This window comes from Rothia sp. HMSC071F11 (assembly GCF_001809115.1).
Classification (GTDB): Bacteria; Actinomycetota; Actinomycetes; order Actinomycetales; family Micrococcaceae; genus Rothia; species Rothia dentocariosa.
In genome coordinates this window covers 194886-217820 of record NZ_KV795763.1, presented here as the reverse complement: position 1 = coordinate 217820, position 22935 = coordinate 194886, and the positions used below count along the sequence as shown (strand labels likewise).

Annotated in this window: 17 protein-coding genes; 12 read left to right on the top strand and 5 right to left on the bottom strand. The window is 57.0% G+C overall.

Going from position 1 to position 22935, the window contains the following annotated elements; all coding sequences use genetic code 11:
* Nucleotides 1–107 precede the first annotated feature (107 nt).
* Both HMPREF2554_RS08950 and HMPREF2554_RS08945 read left to right on the top strand, forming a co-directional pair.
* Entirely contained in the window at nt 108–740 is a 633-nt protein-coding gene (locus HMPREF2554_RS08950) for a hypothetical protein (protein WP_070554835.1), read from the top strand.
* A 258-nt stretch (nt 741–998) separates the two neighbouring features.
* Nucleotides 999–2309 carry a glycosyltransferase 87 family protein gene (locus HMPREF2554_RS08945; RefSeq protein ID WP_070554833.1) on the top strand — a complete coding sequence of 437 codons (1311 nt, stop codon included), beginning with the start codon at nt 999–1001 and terminating at the stop codon, nt 2307–2309.
* 89 nt (nt 2310–2398) lie between these two features.
* Here HMPREF2554_RS08945 and HMPREF2554_RS08940 read toward each other — a convergent pair whose 3' ends face one another.
* Entirely contained in the window at nt 2399–5824 is a 3426-nt protein-coding gene (locus HMPREF2554_RS08940) for a hypothetical protein (protein WP_070554831.1), read from the bottom strand.
* A 217-nt stretch (nt 5825–6041) separates the two neighbouring features.
* Here HMPREF2554_RS08940 and HMPREF2554_RS08935 point away from each other — a divergent pair, with 217 nt between their 5' ends.
* Together HMPREF2554_RS08935 and HMPREF2554_RS08930 are read left to right on the top strand one after the other, a co-directional pair.
* Nucleotides 6042–8513 (top strand): CPBP family glutamic-type intramembrane protease, encoded by a 2472-nt coding sequence (locus HMPREF2554_RS08935; protein WP_246826045.1) that lies wholly within the window; start codon nt 6042–6044, stop codon nt 8511–8513.
* A 9-nt stretch (nt 8514–8522) separates the two neighbouring features.
* A complete protein-coding gene (locus HMPREF2554_RS08930; RefSeq protein ID WP_004006440.1) occupies nt 8523–9836 on the top strand; it encodes a M18 family aminopeptidase in 1314 nt (437 codons plus the stop codon).
* Between the two features lie 130 nt (nt 9837–9966).
* Here the strand turns inward: HMPREF2554_RS08930 and HMPREF2554_RS08925 are convergent, their stop codons facing one another.
* Nucleotides 9967–10725 carry an ABC transporter permease gene (locus HMPREF2554_RS08925; RefSeq protein ID WP_070520491.1) on the bottom strand — a complete coding sequence of 253 codons (759 nt, stop codon included), beginning with the start codon at nt 10723–10725 and terminating at the stop codon, nt 9967–9969.
* Nucleotides 10718–11743: an ABC transporter ATP-binding protein gene (locus HMPREF2554_RS08920; protein WP_070554919.1), complete on the bottom strand. Its 1026-nt coding sequence runs from the start codon at nt 11741–11743 to the stop codon at nt 10718–10720. The genes HMPREF2554_RS08925 and HMPREF2554_RS08920 overlap by 8 nt, the downstream gene beginning before the upstream one ends.
* Before the next feature lie 254 nt (nt 11744–11997).
* Here HMPREF2554_RS08920 and HMPREF2554_RS08915 point away from each other — a divergent pair, with 254 nt between their 5' ends.
* From HMPREF2554_RS08915 to HMPREF2554_RS08900, 5 genes are all read left to right on the top strand, one after another.
* Nucleotides 11998–13323 carry a sensor histidine kinase gene (locus tag HMPREF2554_RS08915; protein WP_070554827.1) on the top strand — a complete coding sequence of 442 codons (1326 nt, stop codon included), beginning with the start codon at nt 11998–12000 and terminating at the stop codon, nt 13321–13323.
* A gap of 2 nt (nt 13324–13325) precedes the next feature.
* Nucleotides 13326–13952 carry a response regulator transcription factor gene (locus HMPREF2554_RS08910; protein ID WP_013398323.1) on the top strand — a complete coding sequence of 209 codons (627 nt, stop codon included), beginning with the start codon at nt 13326–13328 and terminating at the stop codon, nt 13950–13952.
* A 169-nt stretch (nt 13953–14121) separates the two neighbouring features.
* Nucleotides 14122–15789 (top strand): ATP-binding cassette domain-containing protein, encoded by a 1668-nt coding sequence (locus HMPREF2554_RS08905; protein ID WP_013398324.1) that lies wholly within the window; start codon nt 14122–14124, stop codon nt 15787–15789.
* Between the two features lie 150 nt (nt 15790–15939).
* Nucleotides 15940–16068, top strand: a complete 129-nt coding sequence (locus HMPREF2554_RS11315; protein WP_013398325.1) for a hypothetical protein — start codon at nt 15940–15942, stop codon at nt 16066–16068.
* Between the two features lie 372 nt (nt 16069–16440).
* Complete coding sequence (locus HMPREF2554_RS08900; protein ID WP_070554825.1) at nt 16441–17616, top strand: ATP-binding protein; 1176 nt, start codon at nt 16441–16443, stop codon at nt 17614–17616.
* Nucleotides 17617–17798: 182 nt separating this feature from the next.
* On the opposite strand, the gene pdxT is transcribed toward HMPREF2554_RS08900, so the two are convergent.
* Entirely contained in the window at nt 17799–18425 is a 627-nt protein-coding gene (gene pdxT, locus HMPREF2554_RS08895; RefSeq protein WP_070535851.1) for a pyridoxal 5'-phosphate synthase glutaminase subunit PdxT, read from the bottom strand.
* 220 nt (nt 18426–18645) lie between these two features.
* The gene (pdxS, locus tag HMPREF2554_RS08890) at nt 18646–19557 is read right to left on the bottom strand and encodes a pyridoxal 5'-phosphate synthase lyase subunit PdxS (RefSeq protein ID WP_070554823.1); all 912 of its coding nucleotides are present in this window, start codon (nt 19555–19557) and stop codon (nt 18646–18648) included.
* A 369-nt stretch (nt 19558–19926) separates the two neighbouring features.
* Here pdxS and HMPREF2554_RS08885 point away from each other — a divergent pair, with 369 nt between their 5' ends.
* The 3 genes from HMPREF2554_RS08885 to HMPREF2554_RS08875 all read left to right on the top strand — a co-directional run bounded on the left by HMPREF2554_RS08885 (nt 19927) and on the right by HMPREF2554_RS08875 (nt 22773).
* Nucleotides 19927–21567: a Na+/H+ antiporter gene (locus HMPREF2554_RS08885; RefSeq protein ID WP_070554820.1), complete on the top strand. Its 1641-nt coding sequence runs from the start codon at nt 19927–19929 to the stop codon at nt 21565–21567.
* An 82-nt stretch (nt 21568–21649) separates the two neighbouring features.
* Nucleotides 21650–22291 carry a hypothetical protein gene (locus tag HMPREF2554_RS08880; RefSeq protein ID WP_013398329.1) on the top strand — a complete coding sequence of 214 codons (642 nt, stop codon included), beginning with the start codon at nt 21650–21652 and terminating at the stop codon, nt 22289–22291.
* A 77-nt stretch (nt 22292–22368) separates the two neighbouring features.
* Complete coding sequence (locus HMPREF2554_RS08875) at nt 22369–22773, top strand: hypothetical protein (protein WP_013398330.1); 405 nt, start codon at nt 22369–22371, stop codon at nt 22771–22773.
* The last annotated feature ends 162 nt before the right edge of the window (nt 22774–22935 follow it).

Sequence of the window (22935 nt, the reverse complement as noted above, 5' to 3'; positions counted from 1 at the left end):
CACAGTGCATATAGTTCCATTATATTGCCCGATTCATGCGAATTTTGGCTTTGCGTGAGCCGTCATACAGTACGGTGTCGGTAGGTGGTAACCGCTAAAATAGCCCTATGAAGTATCTGACTCTCGCCCCTCTCGCCGCCGTTGCCGCCGTGATGCAAGCGCTCGCTATTTACGCTTACGACCAAGATGGAATGGCGGTGGCGGGGCAGATCTTCTTTCCCGTTCTCTTTACGCTGATGGCGTTGTACCTGATGATGAGGAATCCGGGCGGATCTGCCAAACAGCTTGTGGTGATGGTCCTTGAGCTGGCAGTTTTCGCCGTCACGATGGTGGGGGTAAATCAGAAAAATCCTTATCTGTACCCCTCGATTATCGTCTACTATGCGTCGTTCGCGGTGCTTGCCTTAGAGGTTGCGGTGCGCATCGCCGAGATGCCCAAGAAGGCGAAGGTTCAGGACGATAGCGAAACCTTCGAGTCTTCCGATCAGGATGCGCCCTCCGAAGGCAGCGACGATACCGCCTCCGTAAAAACCGATGAAAAACCCGCGGCGAAATCTTCGGCGGCAGCAAAATCGGCAGGTCATGGACTGCGGCGCGCCCGAACTCAACGCGGTACGCACTTGGTGGCGAAGGTGAAGCCGCGTGAAGGTGTCGAGTCTTCCGGGCAGAGTTCTCAGGGTAAGACTCACGACAGCACGAAACCTGAGTCCGAAAAATCTTCGGAAAAGACTTCTGACTAGTATATATTTTGTATTTAGAATATAACGTGGGTGGCTTGTTCGCATAGGGTGAGAAACTGCATTCGCTGCACGTCAGCGATTGGTGCGTGCCTCTTGCGCCCCAAGCAATGTACTTAACGTAAGCATCTGTCGCCCCAGAAAGACAGGCTCTCATCTGGGTATATGCCCGAAGAGGAATATAATCTTTCGGCGAACAGAATATCCACGCTACACTAAAGGGCGAGAACTTCAGCTCAGTAAGACAGGTACTAATACGCCATGACTGAATCCCGCGCCCAGACTCCGGTTCTGGGCAAACTTGCAGTAGTGGCGCTCATCCTCATGGTGGTGGGCGGCTATATTTTTGAAGCCTTCGTGAACACCTACGGCGGTCTGGATTTTTCGATCTACCGCATGGGTGCCATGACCATTTTCGATAATGAAGGCTTCGACAAAGAACTTTATGGGCGCGCTATGGTGAGCATCGGCGTGCTGGATTTGCCGTTCACCTATCCACCCTTTGCGGCTCTGGTCTTTCTGCCGTTAGCCTTCATACCGCTCAAGGTGGGTATGGCGATTATGGTGCTTATTACGACCGCCGCCGCCTGGTGGCTCTCCAGCATCATGTACTCCTACACCAATGCACATGGCCGACCCTTACCGCTTCAAGATAAGCTCGGGCGTTACGGCACGATCGCCGCACTCACCATAGTGGTAATGCTCTGCGGACCCTGGCGGCGTACCTTCGACCTTATGCAGATTAACCCCATCATTATGGTGCTGATTCTTGCTGATTTTCTGCGCCCGGCAACCCGTGTGCCGCGCGGAGTACTCATCGGTATTGCTGGTGGTTTGAAACTGACTCCGCTCGTGTTCGGGCTTATTCTGCTGGTGCGCCGCGACTGGAAGGGCATTATCACCCTCGGCACAACCTTCCTCGCCACCGTTGCCCTCGGCTTTGTTCTGCTGCCGCAAGAAGCCCCGCAGTACTGGTTCCACGCAGTTTCAGATCCATCGCGTGTGGGCGATATTAACTTCGTCGATAATATTTCGATTCAGGGCTGGCTTATGCACTATGGGCTGAACGGAACCGCCGCCAAGCTCGGTTTCTATCTGCTGGCGGCGCTCTCCGTTGCGCTCACCGCCGCGATTCTCTATCAGCTCGAACGTCGCAACAAGGTTCTTGCCCAGGTTGCCGTGACCGGGTTCCTCATGGTCAGCCTCTCGCCGATCAGCTGGTCGCATCATAACGTGCTTCTGCCGCTTCTGGTTCTCGTGCTTATTGTGGATGCATTCGGCGAGTTCTTCACATACCTGCCGCCCGCTGCGGTGACTGTGGCGCGCATCCTGACCTGGGTGGGCGTTGTTGGACTCTATATTTCCCCGCGCGTGCTCGGCGGCATGACCCAGTGGAATATGAACGGGCTCGAATTCTTGGCGGCACCGGGTGTTGCGCTGGGTGGCACGCCGATCGTGTGCCTCTTTATTGTGACCGTTCTGCTGTGGGGGTGGGCGGCCCTCACCCCGAGAGCACGCAGCGCTTCGGTCAAACCCGCCGCAGATTCAGCAAACGCCCCGAACTCGGCATAGCCTTGCGAACCGCGTAGAAGACCCCCGCATCGTGATCGACGATGCGGGGGTCTTCTCTATCTCGGTTTAGACCAAAGATCGACTAAAACCTAGCGAATACCGACATTCCAGGTGCCCTGGAAGGAGTTAATCGCTAAGTAAACGTCTTCGGAAGCGTCAAACTTCGCGGTGCCCTGGAACTCCGAGGTGCTGGATTCCAAGATGACATCGTTCGAGCGGGCCGCATCCATCACGCGCAGGTTCATTACCGGCCTGCGTTCGTAGCCAGCCTCCAAGGTGCCCGAGCCGCCCGAGTAGATCACGGCGTAGGAATTGAACGCGGCGCTGATCTTCTCGCCCTTAGAAATCTTCGGTGCGGAGGAAGCATCGTAGACGCGAATAAGCCACTCGCCCTCACTATCGACATTCACCTTGCGGGTGGGGCTGGAAGTCTTCAAGTCCATCCACAGGGTGCCCGAGATTTTATCTTTGGTCAGTGCGGAGGTGTAAAGAGCGAAGCTGGAAGTTTTATCGTCCCCCGTGCGCCCCTCCAGGGAGTGGCGCGAGTTGGACTCTTTGGAGGGGGTGAACTCGTAGTAGACGATAGCCTTCGAATCGTTGCCCTTGGGCTTCTCGATATCGATGGTCTGCTTATCCTTGCCCTTGTACTCCTTGAAGTCGCCGCTGGGCAGTTTCGCTTCAACATTCTTCAGCTCGGCGGGTGAAGAATTTGCTGAGCTCTCTGACGATGCTGAGGCTGCCGATGATGACTCGGCGGGGCTTTCCGACGCTGCTGCATTGGAAGATCCGCGCGGCAGGGTGAAAATCAGCACCAGAATGATAATAATCAACAGCGCCACAGCACCGGCAATTACGCTCCACCCGGCGGGAGTCGCAAAGAACGGGCGCTTCGGCTTCTCGGGCTGGTTGAAGGGAGTCTGACCGTTTGCATACGGCGAATCGCTGAACCCGGATGCTGCCGCCGCAGTGAACCCGTTGAGCGCATCCGAGGTGTTTGACTCGGAGTATTGCTGATTCTGGTTCGACTGGTTCTGATTGTACGAACCCTGAGCAAAACCGCTGTTCTGAACGTTATTATTCTGAGCACCGTTCTGCTGCTGGAACTGCTGCGATTGACCGGCCTGGTACTCACCCTGCTGAGGCTGGTTCTGCTGCGACTGCGAGCCCTGGAATTGGCTGGGCTGACCCTGCCCCTGGAACTGGTTACCCTGCTGGTTCGAAGCATTCTGCACTGAGTACTGCTGATTCTGCCCCGACTGAGAGCTCTGGCCCTGCTGGGCGTTCTGACTCTGCGCGCTCTGACCCTGCACGCCCTGGCTCTGAGAACCCTGCTGCTGAGCCGAAGCGCCGGATGCGCCCGCCCCGGAAGAGACCGCTGCCTCCGCGCCCGCTGCGGCACCTGCTACAGCACCAGCGGCGGCACCCGCACCAAAGCCCGAGCGTGACCGATCCTGCCCCTGCTGAGGCTGTTGTCCCTGGTACGACTGACCGGACTGACTCTGACCCTGCTGAGGCTGACCGGACTGAGAATATCCTGGTTGGGATTGTCCGGGTCGCGCCTGGCCGGATTGCTGCTGCTGAGACTGCGACTGGGCGAACCCCTGCTGGCTCTGCTGCTCTCGACTCTGGGACTGCTGTGCCTGCGAACTCTGGTTCGGGGCACTCTGACCCTGGGTGTCTCGGTTCTGAGCGCCCTGGCTTTGGGTGCCCTGGGTTCGCGGATCCTGGCTCTGAACGTTTCGCTCCTGAGCGTTCTGCCCGGCAAATCCCTGCTGGGACTGGGCGCTTAGGCCCTGCTGCTCGGATCCCTGGTTCTGCTGCGCAAAACCTTGACGCTGCTCAGAGTCCTGCTGTTGCTGGTTGAAGTTCTGCTGGCGCTGTTTAGAATCCTGCTGCTGGCGCTGTGCAAATTCTTGCTGACGCTGAGCCTCGTAAGACTGCGGCTGCTGACCCTGCTGAGACTGTGCGGGCTGCTGCGGCTGAGGCTGATTCTGCTCACGGGACTGGCTGAACTGCTGCTGACCGGGCTGATTCTGCCAAGGCTGAGGAGCCTGCGCATCGAACCCGCGAGGCTGCTGCTGGTTCTGCGAACCCTGCGCTTGAGGCGCCCGATTCTGCTGAGCCTGACCGCCAGAGCCCTGCTGTGACTGTGCGGCCTGCTGAGACTGAGCACCAAAATTCTGCTGGGAATTCTGCGATGCAAATCCCTGCTGCTGAGAGCCGCTTCCTGGCGTCTGAGACTGCGAAACGTTTGAACTCGACTGACGCTGCGCAAAATCCTGCTGAGGCTGATCAGAGCCAGAGCCCTGCTGCTGATTGAAGCTCTGCTGGCGCTGTGTAGAATCCTGTTGCTGACGCTGGGCCTCAAAAGACTGCGGCTGCTGAGATTGCCCGGGCTGTTGGGTCTGAGTAACGCGTTGAGACTGAGCGGGCTGCTGAGGCTGAGCCTGCTGATCCCGGTTCTGAGCGTTCTGCTCCTGAGAACTCTGCGCGGCAAAGCCTGACTGCTGCTGATTCACGGGAGCCTGAGACTGCCCCTCAAAACGCTGCTGCGTGGGAGGAACCTGGGAAGTGCCGCGCGGGGGAGTAGCCGGTCGGGAAGATGCCTGAGCCTCGGCGCCATGCGTATCGGCCGAATCATGCGCATCGGACTGGGCGCGCGCATCTGTAGGCTCACCCTGAGACTGACCCGAAGGCTGCTCGGGGCGCGACTCGCGTGAAGGAACCTGCTGCTGTGCGGACTCTGACGATACAGGCTCCTGTCGTGCAGCCTCGGGCCGCTCGGCACCTGCTGCTGAGGCAGAACCTGCGGACCCCTGAGAATCCTGTGCGTCGCTGAGGGGTTCTCGCGCATCGTAAGAAACACCCGAACCCTGCGCGACTCCCGGCTGCTGTGCGTTCGCCTCCGGCGCGGACGGGGAGCTGTGGGCATCACGAGCGGGCTCGCGGGTAGGCTCCGAAACCTGAGGCTTTGAAGCCTCGGCGGCGGCGCTTTGGCGGTTCACGGGAGCCTCAGAAGTGCTCTGCTCGGAACGCATCTGCGACTCGGTCGAAGAGCCTGCCGCTGCACCGGAACCGGATGCGCCCGCACGCTCACCCGCGGCATCGCGCGGCTCGGAACTCCCGGACGCCGCATCCTGAGCGTGGGCAGACTCCGCCTGAGTCTTCTGCTCAGGGGCCTGCTGATGGGAAGTTTTCTGCTCGGCAAACTGTTCGGAAATGGTAGGCGCAGTACGCTGCTTCGGGGCGGAATCCTGCGCAGACTCACCGCTCTGCTCAGAGCTTGACGATGGCGAGGGCTTCGCACTGGAAGAACCCTCAGAAGAGCCCGATGCGGCAGATGAAGACTCCGCCGTCGAGGGTGCCTGCTCATTCTCAGGCTCGGGCTCCTCAATCCACAGCTGCCAACCTTCGGGAACAGGACCCCATGCGGGATCGGGCCGCCACGTCGGGGTAGGAGACCACCCGGCAGGCGGTTTGGGCCAATTTGGGGGCGGATTGAAGACGAGAGCCATCTGAACCTTCCTTCACTACTGGCGCCAAAAACACCCGGAAGCGTAGGCACGAGTAGCCTCAAATTTTAAACTACGGTAACCCTCAAATTATGGCATATTTCCCATAAAATATAAGCCCGAAAAGTTCATAGGCAGGTAAATTATTACACCGTAAGGTAACCCGCACAGATGGCCCCGGTGTGACATTCGGGGGAGGGTCCCCTCTATTATGGATACTATGAGCACTAATCACCAGCAGGAACCCGGACATCACGGTTCTGAGTTCATTCCAACAAACCAACCACCTGGCGCAGTTACTAATACCCAAAATATGCCCACGATGCTGAGCCCGCATCAGGCAGAAAGTTACGGGTATGGCGCTGAGTCTACCTTCGCCTCTGCTGAGTATTACAGGAGTAACCGCCTTACCCGTAAGGAACTTCTGGAACGCGCCAGCGAGCTGCCCTACCACCGGTTATCGCATGTGAACCCGCGTGCGCGTTGGTTCACCCCGGTTCTTGAGGGCTTGCTGATTGCCGGCATCTATTTTGTGCTCCTGCTGATTGTGAGCTTTGCGCTGCTGGCATTCGCCGTGATGCTGCGCGTCCCTTACGATTACCTGACCGATCTGCAGCGTATTTACGCGAACGTTTTTAAGACCCCGCTTGTTTTTATTGCGCTTCTTATTACCATCATTCCGGTGATTCCGGCGATTTTCATTGCGCGCCTGATTACCAACTTCAAACCCTTAGGGCTGATTCACTCCATTGCGGGCCGCATGCGGTGGTCCTATTTAGGTGTTTTCCTAGGCTTTGGGTTCCTCATTTTCGGTCTTTACTATGTAGGGTTTGCGACTCTGGATGGTTCTTTGACCACGCAGAACAGCGTGCATCCGCTGAATTCCGGCATGTTCTGGCTGTACATTGTGCTTATTCTGCTAATAGTTCCGTTCCAGTGCTACGCCGAGGAACTGCTCTTCCGCGGTTATCTCATGCAGACCGTGGGCCGGTGGCTGAAGAACCCCGTTTGGGCAATTATTATTCCAGCGCCTATCTTTATGGTGCTTCATGGTTACGGACTGTGGGGTCTGCTTTCTGTGCTGACGATGGCTCTGATCGCCGGGTTCTTGTGCTGGTACACCGGCGGCCTTGAAGCCGGTATCGGTCTGCATATTGCGAATAATGTTTCGATTTTTATCTTTGGGCTGCTGGGTTTGGAGGATCCCTTTGGTGCGGTTCGTGAGGAACAGCCGCTTGACTTTGTGCAGGCCCTTATTCTGCAGCTTGCCTTCGCCGGGCTCGTGTACATGTACACCTACCGGCAAAAGAGGAAAGCCGCTCTGAACCAGGGGCAGGATGCGGCTGCCGCCTCCTCGGCTGAGGGTGCTTCAATGGGCGTGGAAGCGCCCGTTTCTTCCTCGGATGCGCCAGCCACCGCAGCACCGGCTTCGGGCGCTGCGCACGCGGCTGCACAGCCCGGTATGTCCGTGAAAAATGCTGCTGATAATTCTGCTTCTGCACCGCAAGGATCGCAGGCGCCTGTACAATCACAACCTGTACAACCTGCTGCCTCTGCGGCGGTGAACACCAAGCCCGCACAGGATAATGCTTCGGTAAAATCGGCGTCTCCGACTGCCCCCACAAGCCCGCAAACGGCTAAGGAGCATCGTGCACCCGAGCGGAATATCGCGGAGAAACCGGCAGCACAGGCACCCGCCGCGAAGCCTGTGGAAGGCGCCCGTAAGAGCGAGCAGAATGGTTCGCTGGCTAAGGCTTCTGCCCCCGCACAGCCCGAACATTCGGCACCGGCTCACGGTTCGGCGTCGGCTAATAAGCCTGCCCCGATCGGTAAGCCTGCGCCAGCCAAGGAATCTGCGCCGACTCATGAGTCAGCCCAGTCCCAGAACCAGAAACCGGCGCAAACTACCAAACCGGCACAGGCTCATGAATCGGCTCAGCCCCAAAAGCCGGTACACACTAACGAATCAGCACAGTCTGAGCGTCCGACGACCGCGAATACTGCCGACGCCCGCGCGACCGGGAAAGAAGCGCAGACCGCCGATAAACCCGCGCAGTCTGCACAGGCGAGGACTATCGCCGACGAGCTCAAGCCTGCAGTGGTTGCCCCCGCAGCAGCGGAAAAGGCTCCGTCAGGCATAGATCTGGATGCGGCGCAGAAAGCTGCACGCGCCTCCGCGCAGAAGGCTCAGCAGGGCTCGAATCAGGCCGGTTCTTCGGTGCGTGCCTCCGGGGCACAGGGGTCTGCGTCGGCTGCAGCCGCGCCGCAGAAGGGAACCACTAGCGCATCCGCCGCGCAGGCAGACGATACGAAGAGCCCTTCCTCGAAGAACTACGCGCCAGATACATCCACGATGAGCATTCCCGTGCAAAATGCCTTGTCAGCCTATGAGCGTGCCAAGGCTCAGGCCCTAGCTCAGCAGAAAGAAACTACTCAGCAGAAAGAAGCCGCCCGGCAGAAGGAAAGCGGGCAGGGCACATCCGCTAAGAATGCGGCTGCGGACGGTTCGGCTGCAGCCTCGCAAACCTCGCGGGCTCAACAGGAGGCATCCCAGAACACCTCAGAGGTTCCCTGGGCTACCGCTCCGATTCCGAAAATCTCGCCGGAAGCCGCACAATCGCATAAGCAGGGATCAACCGACGCTTCACCGTGGACCTCAGCGTTCCCCGTCATTCCCAAACCCAAGAAGTAGGCGCATAGTATGACCGTTGATGCCGTCAAAAATATCGAAGATCTCGCCCAGTTCGTCTGCGATTCGCCCGTCTCATATCTGGCGGCGCGAACCGTGGCGCGGCGCCTGCAGGCGGCGGGGTTTACCGAGCTGAACGAAACCGAGCCGTGGCAGAATGAGGCTGCCGTCGGCAGGCATTTCGTGATGCGTGACGGCGCGATCATCGCTTGGGCTGGCGGTCGGCGGGCGCAGAAAGCGAGCGGTTACCGGGTGCTGGGTGCGCATACGGATTCGCCGTCGCTTAAGCTCAAGCCGAGTTCGTCGGTGACAGCGGCAGGATGGCATCAGATGGGCGTCGAAAATTACGGTGGCGCACTGCTTAATTCCTTTTTGGATCGTGAGCTGCGCGCCGCCGGGCGCCTGACGGTACTTCGGGAAGACGGCACCCTTCAGGATCGCTATGTGGTGACTGGGCCGTTGGCGCGTGTGCCGCAGCTTGCCCCTCATCTGGACCATAAACGTAATGAGCTGACCCTCGATAAACAGTTCAATATGTACCCCATTTGGGGTGTGGATGATACCGAGAACGATGTGCTCGCCTATTTGGCACAGCAGACCATCGACGAGGGCGGTTCGGTCGATCCGGAGCAGATCGTCGGTTACGATGTGCTCTTTGCGGATGCGCAGGAACCCCGCCGTTTCGGGCGAGATGGAGAGTTTTTCGCCTCGGGCAGGTTGGATAATCTCTCGTCGGTTCATGCCGGATTGTGCGCCTTAGAGCGCTATGTCGCTGAGAATGCTGACGAAGACTCGGCGCATACCGTGATGCTTGCGGGATTCGATCACGAAGAGATCGGTTCTGAAACCCGCAGCGGCGCCGCCGGTCCGTTCTTAGAGGATGTGCTGGTGCGGCTCTCGCAGGCTCGCGGGGAGAGCCAGGATGAGTACCGCCGCTCGCTCGCCGATTCGGTGTGCCTTTCGGCGGATGCCGGGCATCTGGTGAACCCGAACTACCAGGGGCATCACGATCCAACGGTGCGCCCGCTTCCCGGTGCTGGCCCGCTGCTGAAGATCAACGCGAATCAGCGGTATGCAACCGATGCGGTGGGTGCCGGTATTTTTGCGGCGGCGTGCAAGGCGGCGGACGTTCCTTACCAGGAGTTCGTGTCGAATAACAATATGCCCTGCGGTTCCACGATCGGGCCTATCACCGCTACCCGGCTGGGGATGCGCACCATTGACGTGGGGATCGGACTACTGTCGATGCACTCGATGCGCGAAATGTGCCATGTTCACGATATGGCATACCTGACCCGCGCGGTGGAAGGCTTCTATCGGCTGTAGACGCCGTGTCCTTTCACCCCTTCCGTGGGGTGATAATAAAAAGAGCCTTGATCGTGAATACAGAGGATATTTCCAATGCTTTATTCAGGATCAAGGCTCTTCTTTTTATACAGATGAGACCCTGAAAGGCCTAGTCCCTGCGGGCAAGGGCCCATAGTGCGGATGCGCATCCCAGAAGACCCCAAAAACCGACGACTATTACGTCTAGGATCTGTATCTGGCCGATGTCGAAGAGGGTGGCTCGCACAAGGTTTGCCGCAGGCACGAACGGCAGGAACTGCTGAATGTGCACGTACCAGTCGGGCATCCGCTCGGGCGGGTAGTTAATCGGCGCAAACAGCAAAACCATGAAGGTAATAGACTGCGTCACGATAGTCAGAAGTGACGCTGGAACCCAGTACGCAAGCATAAACCCTAACACCGCCATAACAACTTGAAGCGCGAACACAACGGCAATAGCGCCGATATTCAGGTTCACATCAAAACCAAATTTGAGCTTCGCGGCTACACCGCCCGCAATAATGCCGGGAAGAGCGAGAACCGCCCAAACGAGTACATCTGCCGCCAGAATCGCTAGACGCGGCACCGGAAGGGACCGCTGATAGTCGAACATACCGTTCGTCTTAGCGGTAGCGATAAACTGGGGAGCTATTACACACCCCATAGAAATGAAGTTCACCGTTACCGCGCCGGACGCCAGATATTCTGCAGAGTTTCGGTCAAGATGCGGCATGAAGAAAGACACGCCGTAAAGAAGTGCAAACGCTAATAGGACCTGCACTACCGCAAAAAGCGGCGCATTGATGGCGTTACGAATCAGCGACCAACGGATTAGCTCGACCGTGGCACGTACCGTCGAAATTCGTGAGGGAACGAGGGTGCTAGTCATGGTTAATCATCTCCTCATAGTTATCGGCCAAAGATGCCGAGCCTATGCGGTAGCTTTCGACGCATCCCGCACGAATTCCTGAAAGCACATGGGGTAAGGCTAGCTCAAGCGCATCGGTACTTAGGGTTACGGTAAACTCCCGAGGGACGGAAGAATCGCCTTCTATACGCTTTTCGATATATTCCGTATCTGGCATATTTCCTAGTGGGGATGATGTTTTTGCATCTAGCACGCTGCGAAGTTCTTGAAGGAATTCCGGGGTAGCCGTAATCGAGAGCGTACTTTTTGCTTCCGCCAAACCCAGCGCACTTATCGGTTCATCACGGACTAGTCGCCCCTTATTAAACAGCAGGTACCTATCGGCATGGCGCTCTACTTCTAGGAGGTTGTGGGTCACGATCAGCACCGTGGCACCCTGCTTAGCTCGCCTTCGCACCATCCTCCACAGCAGCTCGCGGCGTACCGGATCAACATCGTTCGTGGGCTCGTCGAAGAGATAGATGGGAGCGGGCGCGGTGACCGCCATACCGAATGAGGTCAAGCGCTTGATCCCGCCCGAGAGCTTATGCCCCGGCCTATCCGCCCAATCCCCTAAATCGAGAGTATCGAGAGTTTCCTGAACCGCCCGTTGTGCCTGCTTCGACTTCAACCCACGAATACGAACCGCCGTCGCAATCGCCTGGCGCGGGGTCACTCCCTCCAGGGACGATGCGACCTGCGGCATGATCGCGCATATCTGCCGGGCTTGCGCCGGGTGGGCAATGAGGTCGGTGCCGTCGTACATGATGCTCCCCGCATCCGGCCTGGTCAGCCCCACAATTTGGTTAAGAAACGTCGTTTTCCCAGCACCGTTGTGACCGATCAGCGCCGTTACCTCCCCGGGTATAAGCCGCACACTAATATCGTCATTCGCACGGGTTTTGCCGAATGACTTGCATAACCCCGTGACGATAAGACCGCCCTGCGTTTTCGCGGTGGATACACCCCCGGGTAAGGCGGAACCAGAGATACCTGCCATAGGTGCTTCAACCTGCCTTATGCTCTTGTCGTGAACACCGAATATGCAATAGCGTATCACCGTTTTTTCGGCGTACCCGTGACATTCGTCAGGGGTGCAGGCTAGGGCATCCTCGCGCCAAAAAATCGACCTTGAAACCGGTTCGGCAATCCATGACATTTAACATAGGCTCCTTCCGCTCGCCGGTGTATGCTCAAAGAGCCCCATTTATGATAGGGATACATTATTCGGCAGCGAGTACCGACGGAGCGAGCATGACAACGACGCGCACACCGCATGTCTCTCAGCACGATGCGGGTACGCCAGGATCAGGGAGCCGCCGCATCCGGCGGAATAATACTGACACCCCATTCTTCGATAAATCGGGTATTGTGCGAGGTCTGGTCTGGGGGAGCTGCCTCAACATTTCCGCCAGTGGTTTTATTATTATTGGTCTTAGCGGATCAGCTGAAGCTGAACTCGTCAAGAATTACATGGACCTGTGCACACTGTTGTATCAGACATGTGCAGCGCTGTTCTTTGTGGCGCATACGATGCCTTCGCTTATACCCGTGAAAAACACGATATTACGTACTGCGCTGTGGTGCGTGCTAGTGACGGCGCCTATTGGCTTCATCGCCACCTTTCTATACCCGCAGGGCAGCGCGGGGATTTTCTATAGCATGTCCCCCATGTGGGTGGCGCTGTGGCTGATGAATCTGCACGTACCCTTCAAACTGGGGGTAAAAACAGCCGTTGCAATCGCCGTAGTCTTTACCACTAACTACTTTGTTGGTGTGGTGGGGCAGGGGTATTTCGATGACTCACTCACCACCCCGTTCCCAGTTGTTTCCGGCGATAAAACCCTCAATGGGTTCTTCATTTTCGATATTGTCACCACGTTCCACATTATCGCCTACTTCGTGGGCCGCAGTATGCACAAGAGCCGGGAACACATGGCCATTGAGAAAGAGCTCGATATCCTCAGCGAACGTGAACGCATCGCCCGCGACGTGCATGATGTTCTGGGGCATTCCCTCACGATCGTGAACCTCAAGGCCGAGCTGGCCGCAAAACTTGTGGAAACCAACGCCCCCGCCGCGCAGGAGCAGATGCGGCAGGTCGCCCAGCTCTCCCGCCAAGCCCTTGCGGAGGTGCATTCTACCGTCACCCGTTTGCGCGTTCCCGACCTTGAAGGTGAGATTCTGGCATCTTCACGCGCCCTGGAAACCGCCGGAATACAGGCGAACCTGCCCGATGCGACAACCGCTGCGAACATTGCGGGCATGAACTCTTCCCTGTTCAGTTGGGCGCTGCGCGAGACCGTTACCAATATTGTGAGGCACTCTCACGCCACCTACGCCACCGTGCGGCTGAACTCCACCGGGTTGGAGGTTATCGACAACGGCATAGGAATTGGTGATGCCCCGTGTAAGAGTGGGCTCACCGGTTTGTGCACCCGCATCGAAGACGCAGGCGGCATCCTCACGCTCGGGAACGCACCCGAACACTGGCTGCAGCAGGCTCCTGTGTCAGGTGTGGGGGATGGGTGCCGCATCCGCATCAGCATGGACGAGAAGACCGACGAGATTATGGGGTAGCCGTGCCGCTGAGAATACTTCTTGCCGACGATCAGCAGATGATTCGTGAAGCGCTTGCCATGATTCTCGATCTTGAAATTGATCTTGAGGTGGTCAAGCAGGTGGGCCGCGGTGATGAGGTGCTGCCTGCCGTGCGTGAAACCCGCCCGGATGTGGCGCTTCTTGATATTGAAATGCCCGGCGCCACCGGGATTGAGGCGGCCGCCGAACTTGCCCGTTCGGGCCTGACATCGCAGACGGGCACGCCGGTTCGTTCGCTTATTCTGACAACTTTTCGCCGTCCTGGGTATTTACGCCGCGCCCTTGAGGCAGGGGCGAGCGGGTTTGTGGTGAAAGATGGCACGGCATCGCAGCTAGCGCAGGCGGTTCGCCGTACCGCGGCGGGGCTGCGTGTGGTCGATTCGGTGCTGGCTGAGGAAGCAAAATGGCAGGGTTCTTCGCCGCTGACCGGGCGTGAGACCGAGGTGCTTCGCGCCGCCGAGACCGCTGGGAGCGTCAAAGAAATTGCGGGGATGCTCGGACTGTCTTCGGGAACGGTACGCAACCACCTCTCGGCGGCCATGGCGAAGATAGACGCCATTAACCGGCATGAGGCGGTGCGCATCGCCCGCGACAACGGGTGGCTTTAGCCTAGCCTCTATCGCCCATAAGTCGTACATTTTCCTGCATATCGTACGTTTTAACCCTCCGAATATGCAGGAAAGTGTACGATATATACCGTTATACCGTGCCTAGGTGCACACATACCGACAACACATTCTCCCGCCGCATCGAGCAGCGGGAGAGAAAGAGAACTCGGTGAAATACCTCAAACCATATTTTGTATTTTGCGCTCGCGTCACGACTTTAGCCTGGCGAGTCTCACCTCCGAAAAACCTTAGCGTACTAGCCGCCGTCATGATCTCTGCGCTCGCTCTGATCGCCTGCCCCATTCTGCTGGGTTATGGTGTTCAGCGCACCCTTGAAAACCCCGATGTTTGGCGTCAAAACCTTGCCGTCCTCGTGATTCTTTACAGTATTCTGTGGCTAATCGGGCAGAGCTTTCGGTATCTTTTCTACCCTGCCTACGGGTTCATCGAGCAGAAAATGCAATCGCGCCATATGGCGGATGCGCTCGTCACCAGCATCGGCGCCGACCCGCGCGCCCGCGCCGCGCTAGGCGCCTCCGAAATTGCGTATGCCGTCGATGCGCAGGCCGCATCCATTCGCGAAACCCTCGCCACCTTGTACCTCTCAATTCTGCCCGCCGGGGTTGGTTGTATCGCCGGTGCTGTCTCGATTCTGGTGATGGGTGGCGTGCCGGAACTAGGCATATTTTGCGGGTTTGTGGCGCTCTATCTGGTTGGAAGTATGCCGCTGATCGCGCGTCATCAGAAGTTTCAAGGCGAATTCTTTGACGGCTCAATGCGCAGTTTCGGCACCCTGGAAAACACGCTCCGCCTGTGGCGTGAAAGCAGAATCTTTGGGGCAGCTCCCTTTCTGCGTGACCGATACGCCCAAGGCCGCCTGCCTGTAGAAGCAAAAGCTCTCAAAAGTTACCGTTACACCATGTTGTTACACACCTGGCAGGGCGCGATGCTGGCTCTATGTCTGCTCGCAATAGTGCTCAAAACCGTATTATTCGGTGAAGGTTCTCCGGCACAGATTACGGGTACTGCGGTGGCACTCATCGGAGTGTGCGCGGCGGCAATTGGCCCGCTCCAAGCCGTCGGCTTTGGGGTATCGACCATCGCGGTCTCGGCGGAGCGTTACCGGCAGGCGCACCATAAAATAGCCACTCCTGCCGCTGAGAATTCGGCGTATCTCATCGACTATGTCGTAACCACCGTAACCACAGGTGAGCTTTCCCTCCGCGTGGATGCACGCAACCTGAGTGAAACATCCTATGGTGTGCATACGGTGAAGCTGGGACGCCCATGTTGGGTGCGTGGCGCATCCGGCGCGGGAAAAAGTTTGCTTTTAGAACGGCTTCTTGGGGTGCGTGCGACAACTACCCCCGCTTATGTGTCGATGAGCGCACCGCAAGGCACTCTTCGGTTCGTCTACCTGCCGCAGGAAGCTGGGCTGCTGGTTGGTACCGCGCATGAGAATGTGGCGTTTGGGCGCGACATTCCGGTGCATATATGCGACCGGTACCTGCAGGCGGTGGGGCTAAGCGAATTTACCTCTAGTGGTGCTCGATGTCATGACACCGTCGCGGGTGAGAGCGGCAGCGTGTCCGGGGGAGAGGGCAGGCGTATCGCCTTGGCGCGTACTTTGGCGGCGGCCGAAACCTTGAATGAGCAGAAAGCCCTGAGCCCCGCGACCGTCATGGTTCTCGATGAGCCGACCGCCGGATTGGATGCGCCTACCCGTGCCCGTGTCTGGGAACTGATTGAGCGAGCGGCTCATACCGCAATCGTGCTGGTGAGTACCCACGATGAGGATGCGCCTGCCCGGCAGGACGATACCGTAATTGAACTCTAACGCGGCGCGAAGTCTAGGAATGAGAGAGTTTTACCTGTAAAACATGCGGTAAAGTTGAATCAACCCTTTTCACCGGGGTAAGAGCACACGGCACGCATTATGAAATTTACCCCCGTGATGACTCTTAGGGTGGAGAGGGGGTGAGTAGGAATGCTGTTCTACGAGATAGTAGAAACGGCTCAAGCGATCCTCATCAACTACATTCTGATTGATGGATCAGCTCAAACCGTTTCTTACATCGTAGGCGTTATCTCAACCTGGATTAAGAATCTGAGGTAACGACCCTGCTCACTGGAAGGGCTTGGTAGCGGCAACTATTGAGCCCTTCCGTTCATGAGCTTTGCATCATGAAATATGCTTTTAGTCTAGCACACCGCCTACTGGCTGCCGAGGGCTGTTCTTCCGCAAGAGAACCTTAGATACAGCCTTTGCCTGGAAAGCGCAACAGCTTCTGCAACCGCCTCGGAAAATACGGCTGCGCGGTACGTTATTCCAACTTATCCCTAGAAATCCCTTAAAGGGGATAACCGGGGATAACTAGTTTTCGCACTTATCTCAACCTATCGGGACTTATCTTAAAAATCCCGATAACCCCCGATAGGTTCCGATAACTTCCTGTAGACTAAAAATCTAAGGAGGCTTTCGCAGACCATGACTCTCAACCCATTCCGCCCGGGCGCCGGGCATACTCCGCCCGAATTTGCGGGCAGGCAAGAACCGCTTAATACGTTTACTAACATCCTGCGTCGTACTGAGATAGGAGCCATTAGCCGTGGCATGATGCTTTACGGGCTGCGGGGGATGGGCAAAACCGTGCTTTTGCGCCGTCTGCAGGAAGACGCAAAACGTGCCGGATGGGTAACGATCTCTCTAGAAAGCGGAATGGGGAAGAATGCATATACTCAAGTTCGCACCCGCCTGGGTAAAGAACTTGCCCTAGCTGTTCGAGGCTACCAACAGCAAAGTCACTGGAAGAAACTCTTATCGAATATTGCTTCTCTATCAGCGACGCTTGGTTTTGCCGGAGCCTCCGTCGTGCTTAAAGCTGATACGCACCACTCCGATACAACGGGTCTTCTAGACTTTGATCTTCCAGAGACACTACTTTCTATGGCTCGGGAGCTCAAAGACCAAACGCCTAGTAATGGTGTGGGTATTTTCATTGATGAGATTCAAGATCTTGATAACGAGATGCTCGATATTCTGCTGACAACCCAACATGAAGCCGGGCAAAAAGAGCTTCCATTCTATATTTTTGGAGCTGGACTGCCTTCAGTTCCCACGAAACTGGGCGAGATTAAGACTTACGCCGAAAGGCTCTTTAGCTACCATCCTTTAGAGCGTCTCAATGATGATCAGACCAGGCTGGCTTATGCTGATCCTATTGCTAAAAATGGCGGTAGTATCACGCAGGATGCGCTTGCAGAACTTGTGGATCAATCTCACGGATACCCTTATTTCATTCAGCAGTTTGGGCGGGATGCCTGGGACTGTGCCAGCGCGGGCAATATCACTCAGGATGATGTTCGTGTGGGCGTTACTTTGGGCTGGGAAGAACTAAACCGCGGGTTCTATATGACGCGGTGGAACAGGGCAACAGAATCTGAGAAACACTACTTGGTGGCGGTTGCCGATCTTATGTCTGAGGAAGAAGGAGATTCTGTGCCGGTCTCAGAGGTATCCAGCCGGATGAAATCTATTACAACGTCTTTGAGTGCCCGCCGCGCATCCTTAATTGAGAAAGGTGTACTGTACAGCCCTGCATATGGTCGGATCGCTTTTACGGTGCCGGGGATGGATCGGTTCATTAAGCGGTCGGCACAGTAGCTGCGCGAGTTATCTCAACCTATCGGGACTTATCTTAAAAATTCCGATAACCCCCGATAGGTTCCGATAACTTTTGTTCTCCCTCCCCGTAAAAAAGAGCCTTTATGTAAATAAAGCGGTGAAAAGTACGCTTTATTCACATAAAGGCTCTTTTTTATACCAGGGGAGAGGCAGAAAAATACCTACCGAATTAGCGAGAGCAGTTCCTCGTGCACGGTGGTATCGCCCGTGACTTCCGGGTGGAAAGAAATGCCGATAATGTTCCCGGCGCGCACACCTACAATTTTGCCCTCATGATGCGCCACCACCTGCACGCCTTCACCGGCGCGGGTCACAATCGGCGCGCGAATAAACGCCGTATCGATCACGACTTCCTCACCTGAGGGCGTAAGCCACGGCAGATGAACCTGCGCCGAATCGACCTGCGAGCCGAAGGCGTTACGCCCAACCGAAACATCCAACACACCGAGCGACTGCTGCCCCGGAGCCGGATCGTCAATCACAGTCGAGAGCATAATCAGCCCGGCACAGGTTCCCAGGGTCGGCAAGCCCCCCGAAATCGCCTCAATCAACGGCTGACGCAGCCCAAAAATACGGGTCAGCCTGTCAATTGTGGAAGATTCGCCACCGGGCAGAACCAGCGCATCCAGGTTCGCCAGCTGCTCGGCACTTTTGACGAGCACCACCTGCGCTCCCAGGGATTCGAGCATGCGTGCGTGTTCGGCGACACCGCCCTGCAGTGCCAAAACACCCACAGTTTTGCCCGCACCGGGCAGGGCAGCCGGGGGAAGAACCTCAGTCTCGCTCATGAGCCTATCTTTCTGCAACACGAGGTTGCGCACTTTGTAGAACGTTGAGTTGCGGGCTGCGTTTGAGAGCACCAAACTCACCCGAGCGGATAACGCATCTGAACAGAGTCGGGGGCGAAGCCCGCACCGAGCTTCACCCCCTGCATGCCTTGGCCGGGCGCTCGCCTGATCCGAAATATACAGATCGGTGAGCGCGCATCCGCCACGTGGCGGCCTGTACTTACCAGCCGCGCTCCGCCAGACGATGCGGCGCGGGCAGATCGGCAACGTTGATGCCGACCATGGCCTCGCCCAAACCGCGTGATGCATCCGCCAGTTTTTCGGGGTCGTTGTAGAACGCGGTTGCCTTCACGATGGCCTTGGCACGTGCCTCGGGGTTGCCGGATTTGAAGATACCGGAACCGACGAATACGCCGTCCGCGCCCAGCTGCATCATCATGGCGGCGTCGGCGGGGGTTGCCACGCCACCGGCGGTAAACATGACCACGGGCAGCTTACCGGTCTTCGCAACTTCGAGCACCAGGTCGTAGGGGGCGGCAAGTTCTTTCGCCTTCACGTACAGCTCGTCGGGCATGGTGTTGTACAGGCCCTGCAGCTCGGCGATCTGACGCTTAATGGTGCGGATATGCTTGGTTGCCTCCGAGACGTCACCGGTGCCAGCCTCACCCTTCGAGCGGATCATAGCGGCACCCTCGGCGATACGGCGCAGCGCCTCACCCAGGTTGGTGGCGCCGCATACGAACGGCACCGTGAACTGGTGCTTGTCAATGTGGTTCACGTAATCGGCGGGGGAGAGTACCTCTGACTCGTCGATGTAATCCACCTTGAGGCTTTCAAGAATCTGCGCCTCAACAAAATGCCCGATGCGCGCCTTCGCCATCACGGGAATCGAGACGGCGCTAATGATGCCCTCAATCATGTCGGGGTCGGACATACGGGCCACGCCGCCCTGCGCACGAATATCGGCGGGTACGCGCTCAAGCGCCATGACGGCGACGGCACCAGCATCTTCGGCGATCTTGGCCTGTTCGGGGGTGACGACGTCCATAATGACGCCGCCCTTGAGCATGTCGGCAAGCCCGCGCTTCACGAGCGGGGAGCCGGTTACTGGGGAATTAGTCTGTTCAGTCATGCCCCCATTTTCTCACGTTCGGTGCATGTACGCTCACTTTGCGACGGAATTTCTGCGGATGCGCGCGCATCTTTGTGTCTGCATGACACGAATCGTCATATTTCGTGAGGTTTGCGGCGCTATAAAGCCTCGTAAGCCGACTCCCATAGAACAGATAATACTAGACCGCTCGGTGTGCACCCTGCACAGGGCATCTCACATGCGCGCGTCTTTTGCACCTAGAAGTACAGCACCGCGAAGAGAGTGCCGTTCAGCATAAAGCCCCGTATTTTTACCCCGTGATATGTTGGAATATACGCGCCTTCACAGGTGTTATTCTGGCGCTGTTTATTCCTCTTCAATCTCCAACACACATCAAGGAGCATCACCGTGCTTGAAGTCATCATTGCCCTATCGCTGGCAATTCTTCTGGGTAATATCCTCGCCCATAAAATACGGATAACCCCCGCCATTATGCTCATTTTCATGGGGCTTGTGCTGGCGCTCATCCCCGTTCACGCCATGCACGAGGTGCGCGAGGCCGGGCTGCCCCCGCACGTGATTCTCGAAATCTTCCTGCCCGTGATGCTGTTCTGGGAGACCCGAAACACCTCTTGGCGTGAGGTACGCACCCGCATGCGCGGCATTCTGCTCTCGGGCACGGTGCTCGTAATTTTTACGGCGTTCGTTATCGCCTGGGTACTCCACACCTTCATGGGCATCTACATGTGGCATGTGGCGTTAATTATCGGTGTGGCTCTCGCTCCCACCGATGCCGTGGCTGTGGCAACGCTCAACGGCAAACTCCCCAAATCCTCCATTACCACCCTTAAAGCGGAAGCGCTCATTAACGACGGCACCACTCTAGTTCTTTTCGCGCTCGCACTGCAGCTTGCGGGCGGTCATGAGCTGACCCTGGGGAACGCATCCGGAATGTTCTTCTTCTCGTTCCTGATTGGAACTCTCGCTGGCCTGGCCGTTGGGTGGGGTGCAAATAAGCTGCGTGCGTATATGGGCAGCCCCATGAACTTCAGTGTGTTCATGTTTACCATACCGTTTATTGCTTTCTTCCTGTCTGAAGAGATCGAGCCTTTTGAAGGCATGAAAGGTTCCGGAGTGGTAGCCGTGGTGGTCGCAGCGTTCTACCTGACCTATCGTGGACCGGATACCATCAAACCCCAAAACCGTTTCTATGGTCTGCCCATCTGGTCTTTTGTCTCTTATATCATGAACGGCGCGCTCTTCGTGCTCGTGGGTGTTCAGCTGCCTAGCGCCACCGAGCATATGGAAGGCGTTATCCACGAGTACAACTATGCGTGGGTTTCTGCGCTCGTCGTGATTGTGGTGGCATGGCTCGTTTCCATTGCGGCGCGTTTTATTTTCCTGCACGTCACGATCGGTATTATTCGTGCCCTTGACCGCTCAGAAAAGCAGAGGCTGCTGCGCACAACCTTCCGCGGCCGTGTGGTTTCAACCTTCGCCGGACTCCGTGGCGGCGTTTCTCTCGCAGTAGCGCTCTCTGTGCCGAACGATGTTGTGGGACGCGACTTCATTATCTTCATTGTTGCCGGTGTGGTTCTGCTGTCGATGGTGGTTCAGGGTATGCTTCTGCCGCTCGTTATTAGGTGGGCTAACTTCCCGGTTGACACCTCCGAAGAGGATGAAATCAACGAGGCAATACGCACGATAATTGCCGAGTCCTTCGACTCTGTGGCTGAGGTCGGTCAGGAGATTGGTGCGTCGCAGGAGATTATCGACCGCGTTGCTGAAGAACAGATGTACAACGCGAGTATGTACCGCAACCTGCACACCATTCGTAAGCACGGTGCGAACGCGCCGGAAGAAGCCCGCCGCATTATTGAGGCGGGCGACCTTGAGAAAGAGCTGCGGCTGCGGCATTTAGAGAAGCAACGCAGCGTGCTTAAACGCTTGCGTAATGAGCGCACCATCGATATGAACGTGCTCCACGCGATTCAGGAGATCCTGGATATTGAGGAGATACGCGTGCTCGGTCCGGTTGAGTTGGAGTAGCCCCGAACGGCTCCAGAAGTGCTAAACCCCGGGTGTATTCTATATTCCGTATATGGAATATTAAGGACGCTCCCGGGGTTTTATGCGGAATTTTAGGGGGCTGCACGGTATTCTGGTACACGTGAGCACGAAACCCTCGGCATCGACCCCGCCCCCGAGCGGGAAAGTTCCGCGCGCTGCTGGTACCGCGCAAGGGCGCGCATCGTTAATGCTGCACGCGCTGATATACCTTATCTTTGGGATTATCACCGTTTTTGTGCAGACCCCTGATAATGTCTTCACCAAAATACTTTTGGGCCTCTGGATGCTCGCGCTCGGCACCTCACACGCGCTCACGGCCCGCGGGATGCACTACGGACCCGCGACAAGCGCATCGCTCAGCTCGGCGGCGCTCGTGCAGGCGGCATCTGGGGCTTTACTCGTGATAATGCCGGATACCCTTGCTCTTATTATTCTGGCGGTATGCGCCGGTTCGGGTCTGCCGGGGCTGATTAAGCTGCTTTTGGGTATGCGCTACCGTAGCGCGGTGGCTGTGTGGCGTGACTGGGTTCTGGAAGGGGGCGTGCTTCTTGCGGTTGCTTTAATTCTGCCGTTTGTAGGGGAGATCGGGGCGAAAGCGACCCTGGGAGTTCCCGGCGGCGGGGCGCTAATTATCGGCGTTTTTCTGCTGGTAGGTTCTCTGGGACCGAGCGAGAAAGCGGGCGCTGACCGAACAAAACCTTAGTTCATATAGCACCCAGGTTTTAGAGGTGTATTGCAACGGCGCGTACACTGGTTAGACACACACAAGAGGAGGAACGAGTGGCTGAAGAACGCCCCCGCGGATTTAAAGCGCAGGTGAAAGGTCCCCTGCTGGTTGCCGCTGCTCTGGCTGTAGCGGCTTTCTTCGCCGTATTTATTTTTGCAACCGGCGGCACCCGCAACCACCCCAACCTTGTGTTGGCCTTAGGTGTGGCGGGCGCGGTTTTTGTGGTCACCCTCGTAGTGTGTGCAACCCTGATCTTAGCGGAACGCCCGAACGATCCGTCCCTAGGGCAGGGTACGGGTATCAACAAATCCTCGGCAAAGCTTTACGAACAGGCGAAGGCCAAGCGTGAGGCGGCGGAGCGTGAAAAAGCCCGGGAACAGGAGAACTCGCAGGCGGCTGAAACCAAAGAGGAAACAGCCAAGAATGACGCTGAGCCCCCTAAGCCGACTGACAGCTAATCGGCGCGCTGGGGCGGTATGCTAAGCTGGTTCTATCTTTATGAGTAAAGGCAAGAGGAATCGGCAGTTCCAACTGCCGACCCCTCTCTACGGGTAGAACAATTACCTTAGGCTCTTGGTGCTTTATGCGCATCAAGAGCCTTTTTATGTCGTGTGTGGGGC

Bases quoted from the DNA above. Each gene is read 5' to 3' on its own strand.
- HMPREF2554_RS08915 (WP_070554827.1), top strand. From the start codon at position 11,998: ATGACAACGACGCGCACACCGCATGTCTCTCAGCACGATGCGGGTACG.
- HMPREF2554_RS11315 (WP_013398325.1), top strand. From the start codon at position 15,940: ATGCTGTTCTACGAGATAGTAGAAACGGCTCAAGCGATCCTCATCAAC.
- HMPREF2554_RS08940 (WP_070554831.1), bottom strand. From the start codon at position 5,824: ATGGCTCTCGTCTTCAATCCGCCCCCAAATTGGCCCAAACCGCCTGCC.
- HMPREF2554_RS08880 (WP_013398329.1), top strand. From the start codon at position 21,650: ATGCGGAATTTTAGGGGGCTGCACGGTATTCTGGTACACGTGAGCACG.
- HMPREF2554_RS08920 (WP_070554919.1), bottom strand. From the start codon at position 11,743: ATGGCAGGTATCTCTGGTTCCGCCTTACCCGGGGGTGTATCCACCGCG.
- pdxS (WP_070554823.1), bottom strand. From the start codon at position 19,557: ATGACTGAACAGACTAATTCCCCAGTAACCGGCTCCCCGCTCGTGAAG.
- HMPREF2554_RS08945 (WP_070554833.1), top strand. From the start codon at position 999: ATGACTGAATCCCGCGCCCAGACTCCGGTTCTGGGCAAACTTGCAGTA.
- HMPREF2554_RS08930 (WP_004006440.1), top strand. From the start codon at position 8,523: ATGACCGTTGATGCCGTCAAAAATATCGAAGATCTCGCCCAGTTCGTC.
- HMPREF2554_RS08950 (WP_070554835.1), top strand. From the start codon at position 108: ATGAAGTATCTGACTCTCGCCCCTCTCGCCGCCGTTGCCGCCGTGATG.
- HMPREF2554_RS08925 (WP_070520491.1), bottom strand. From the start codon at position 10,725: ATGACTAGCACCCTCGTTCCCTCACGAATTTCGACGGTACGTGCCACG.
- pdxT (WP_070535851.1), bottom strand. From the start codon at position 18,425: ATGAGCGAGACTGAGGTTCTTCCCCCGGCTGCCCTGCCCGGTGCGGGC.
- HMPREF2554_RS08900 (WP_070554825.1), top strand. From the start codon at position 16,441: ATGACTCTCAACCCATTCCGCCCGGGCGCCGGGCATACTCCGCCCGAA.
- HMPREF2554_RS08935 (WP_246826045.1), top strand. From the start codon at position 6,042: ATGAGCACTAATCACCAGCAGGAACCCGGACATCACGGTTCTGAGTTC.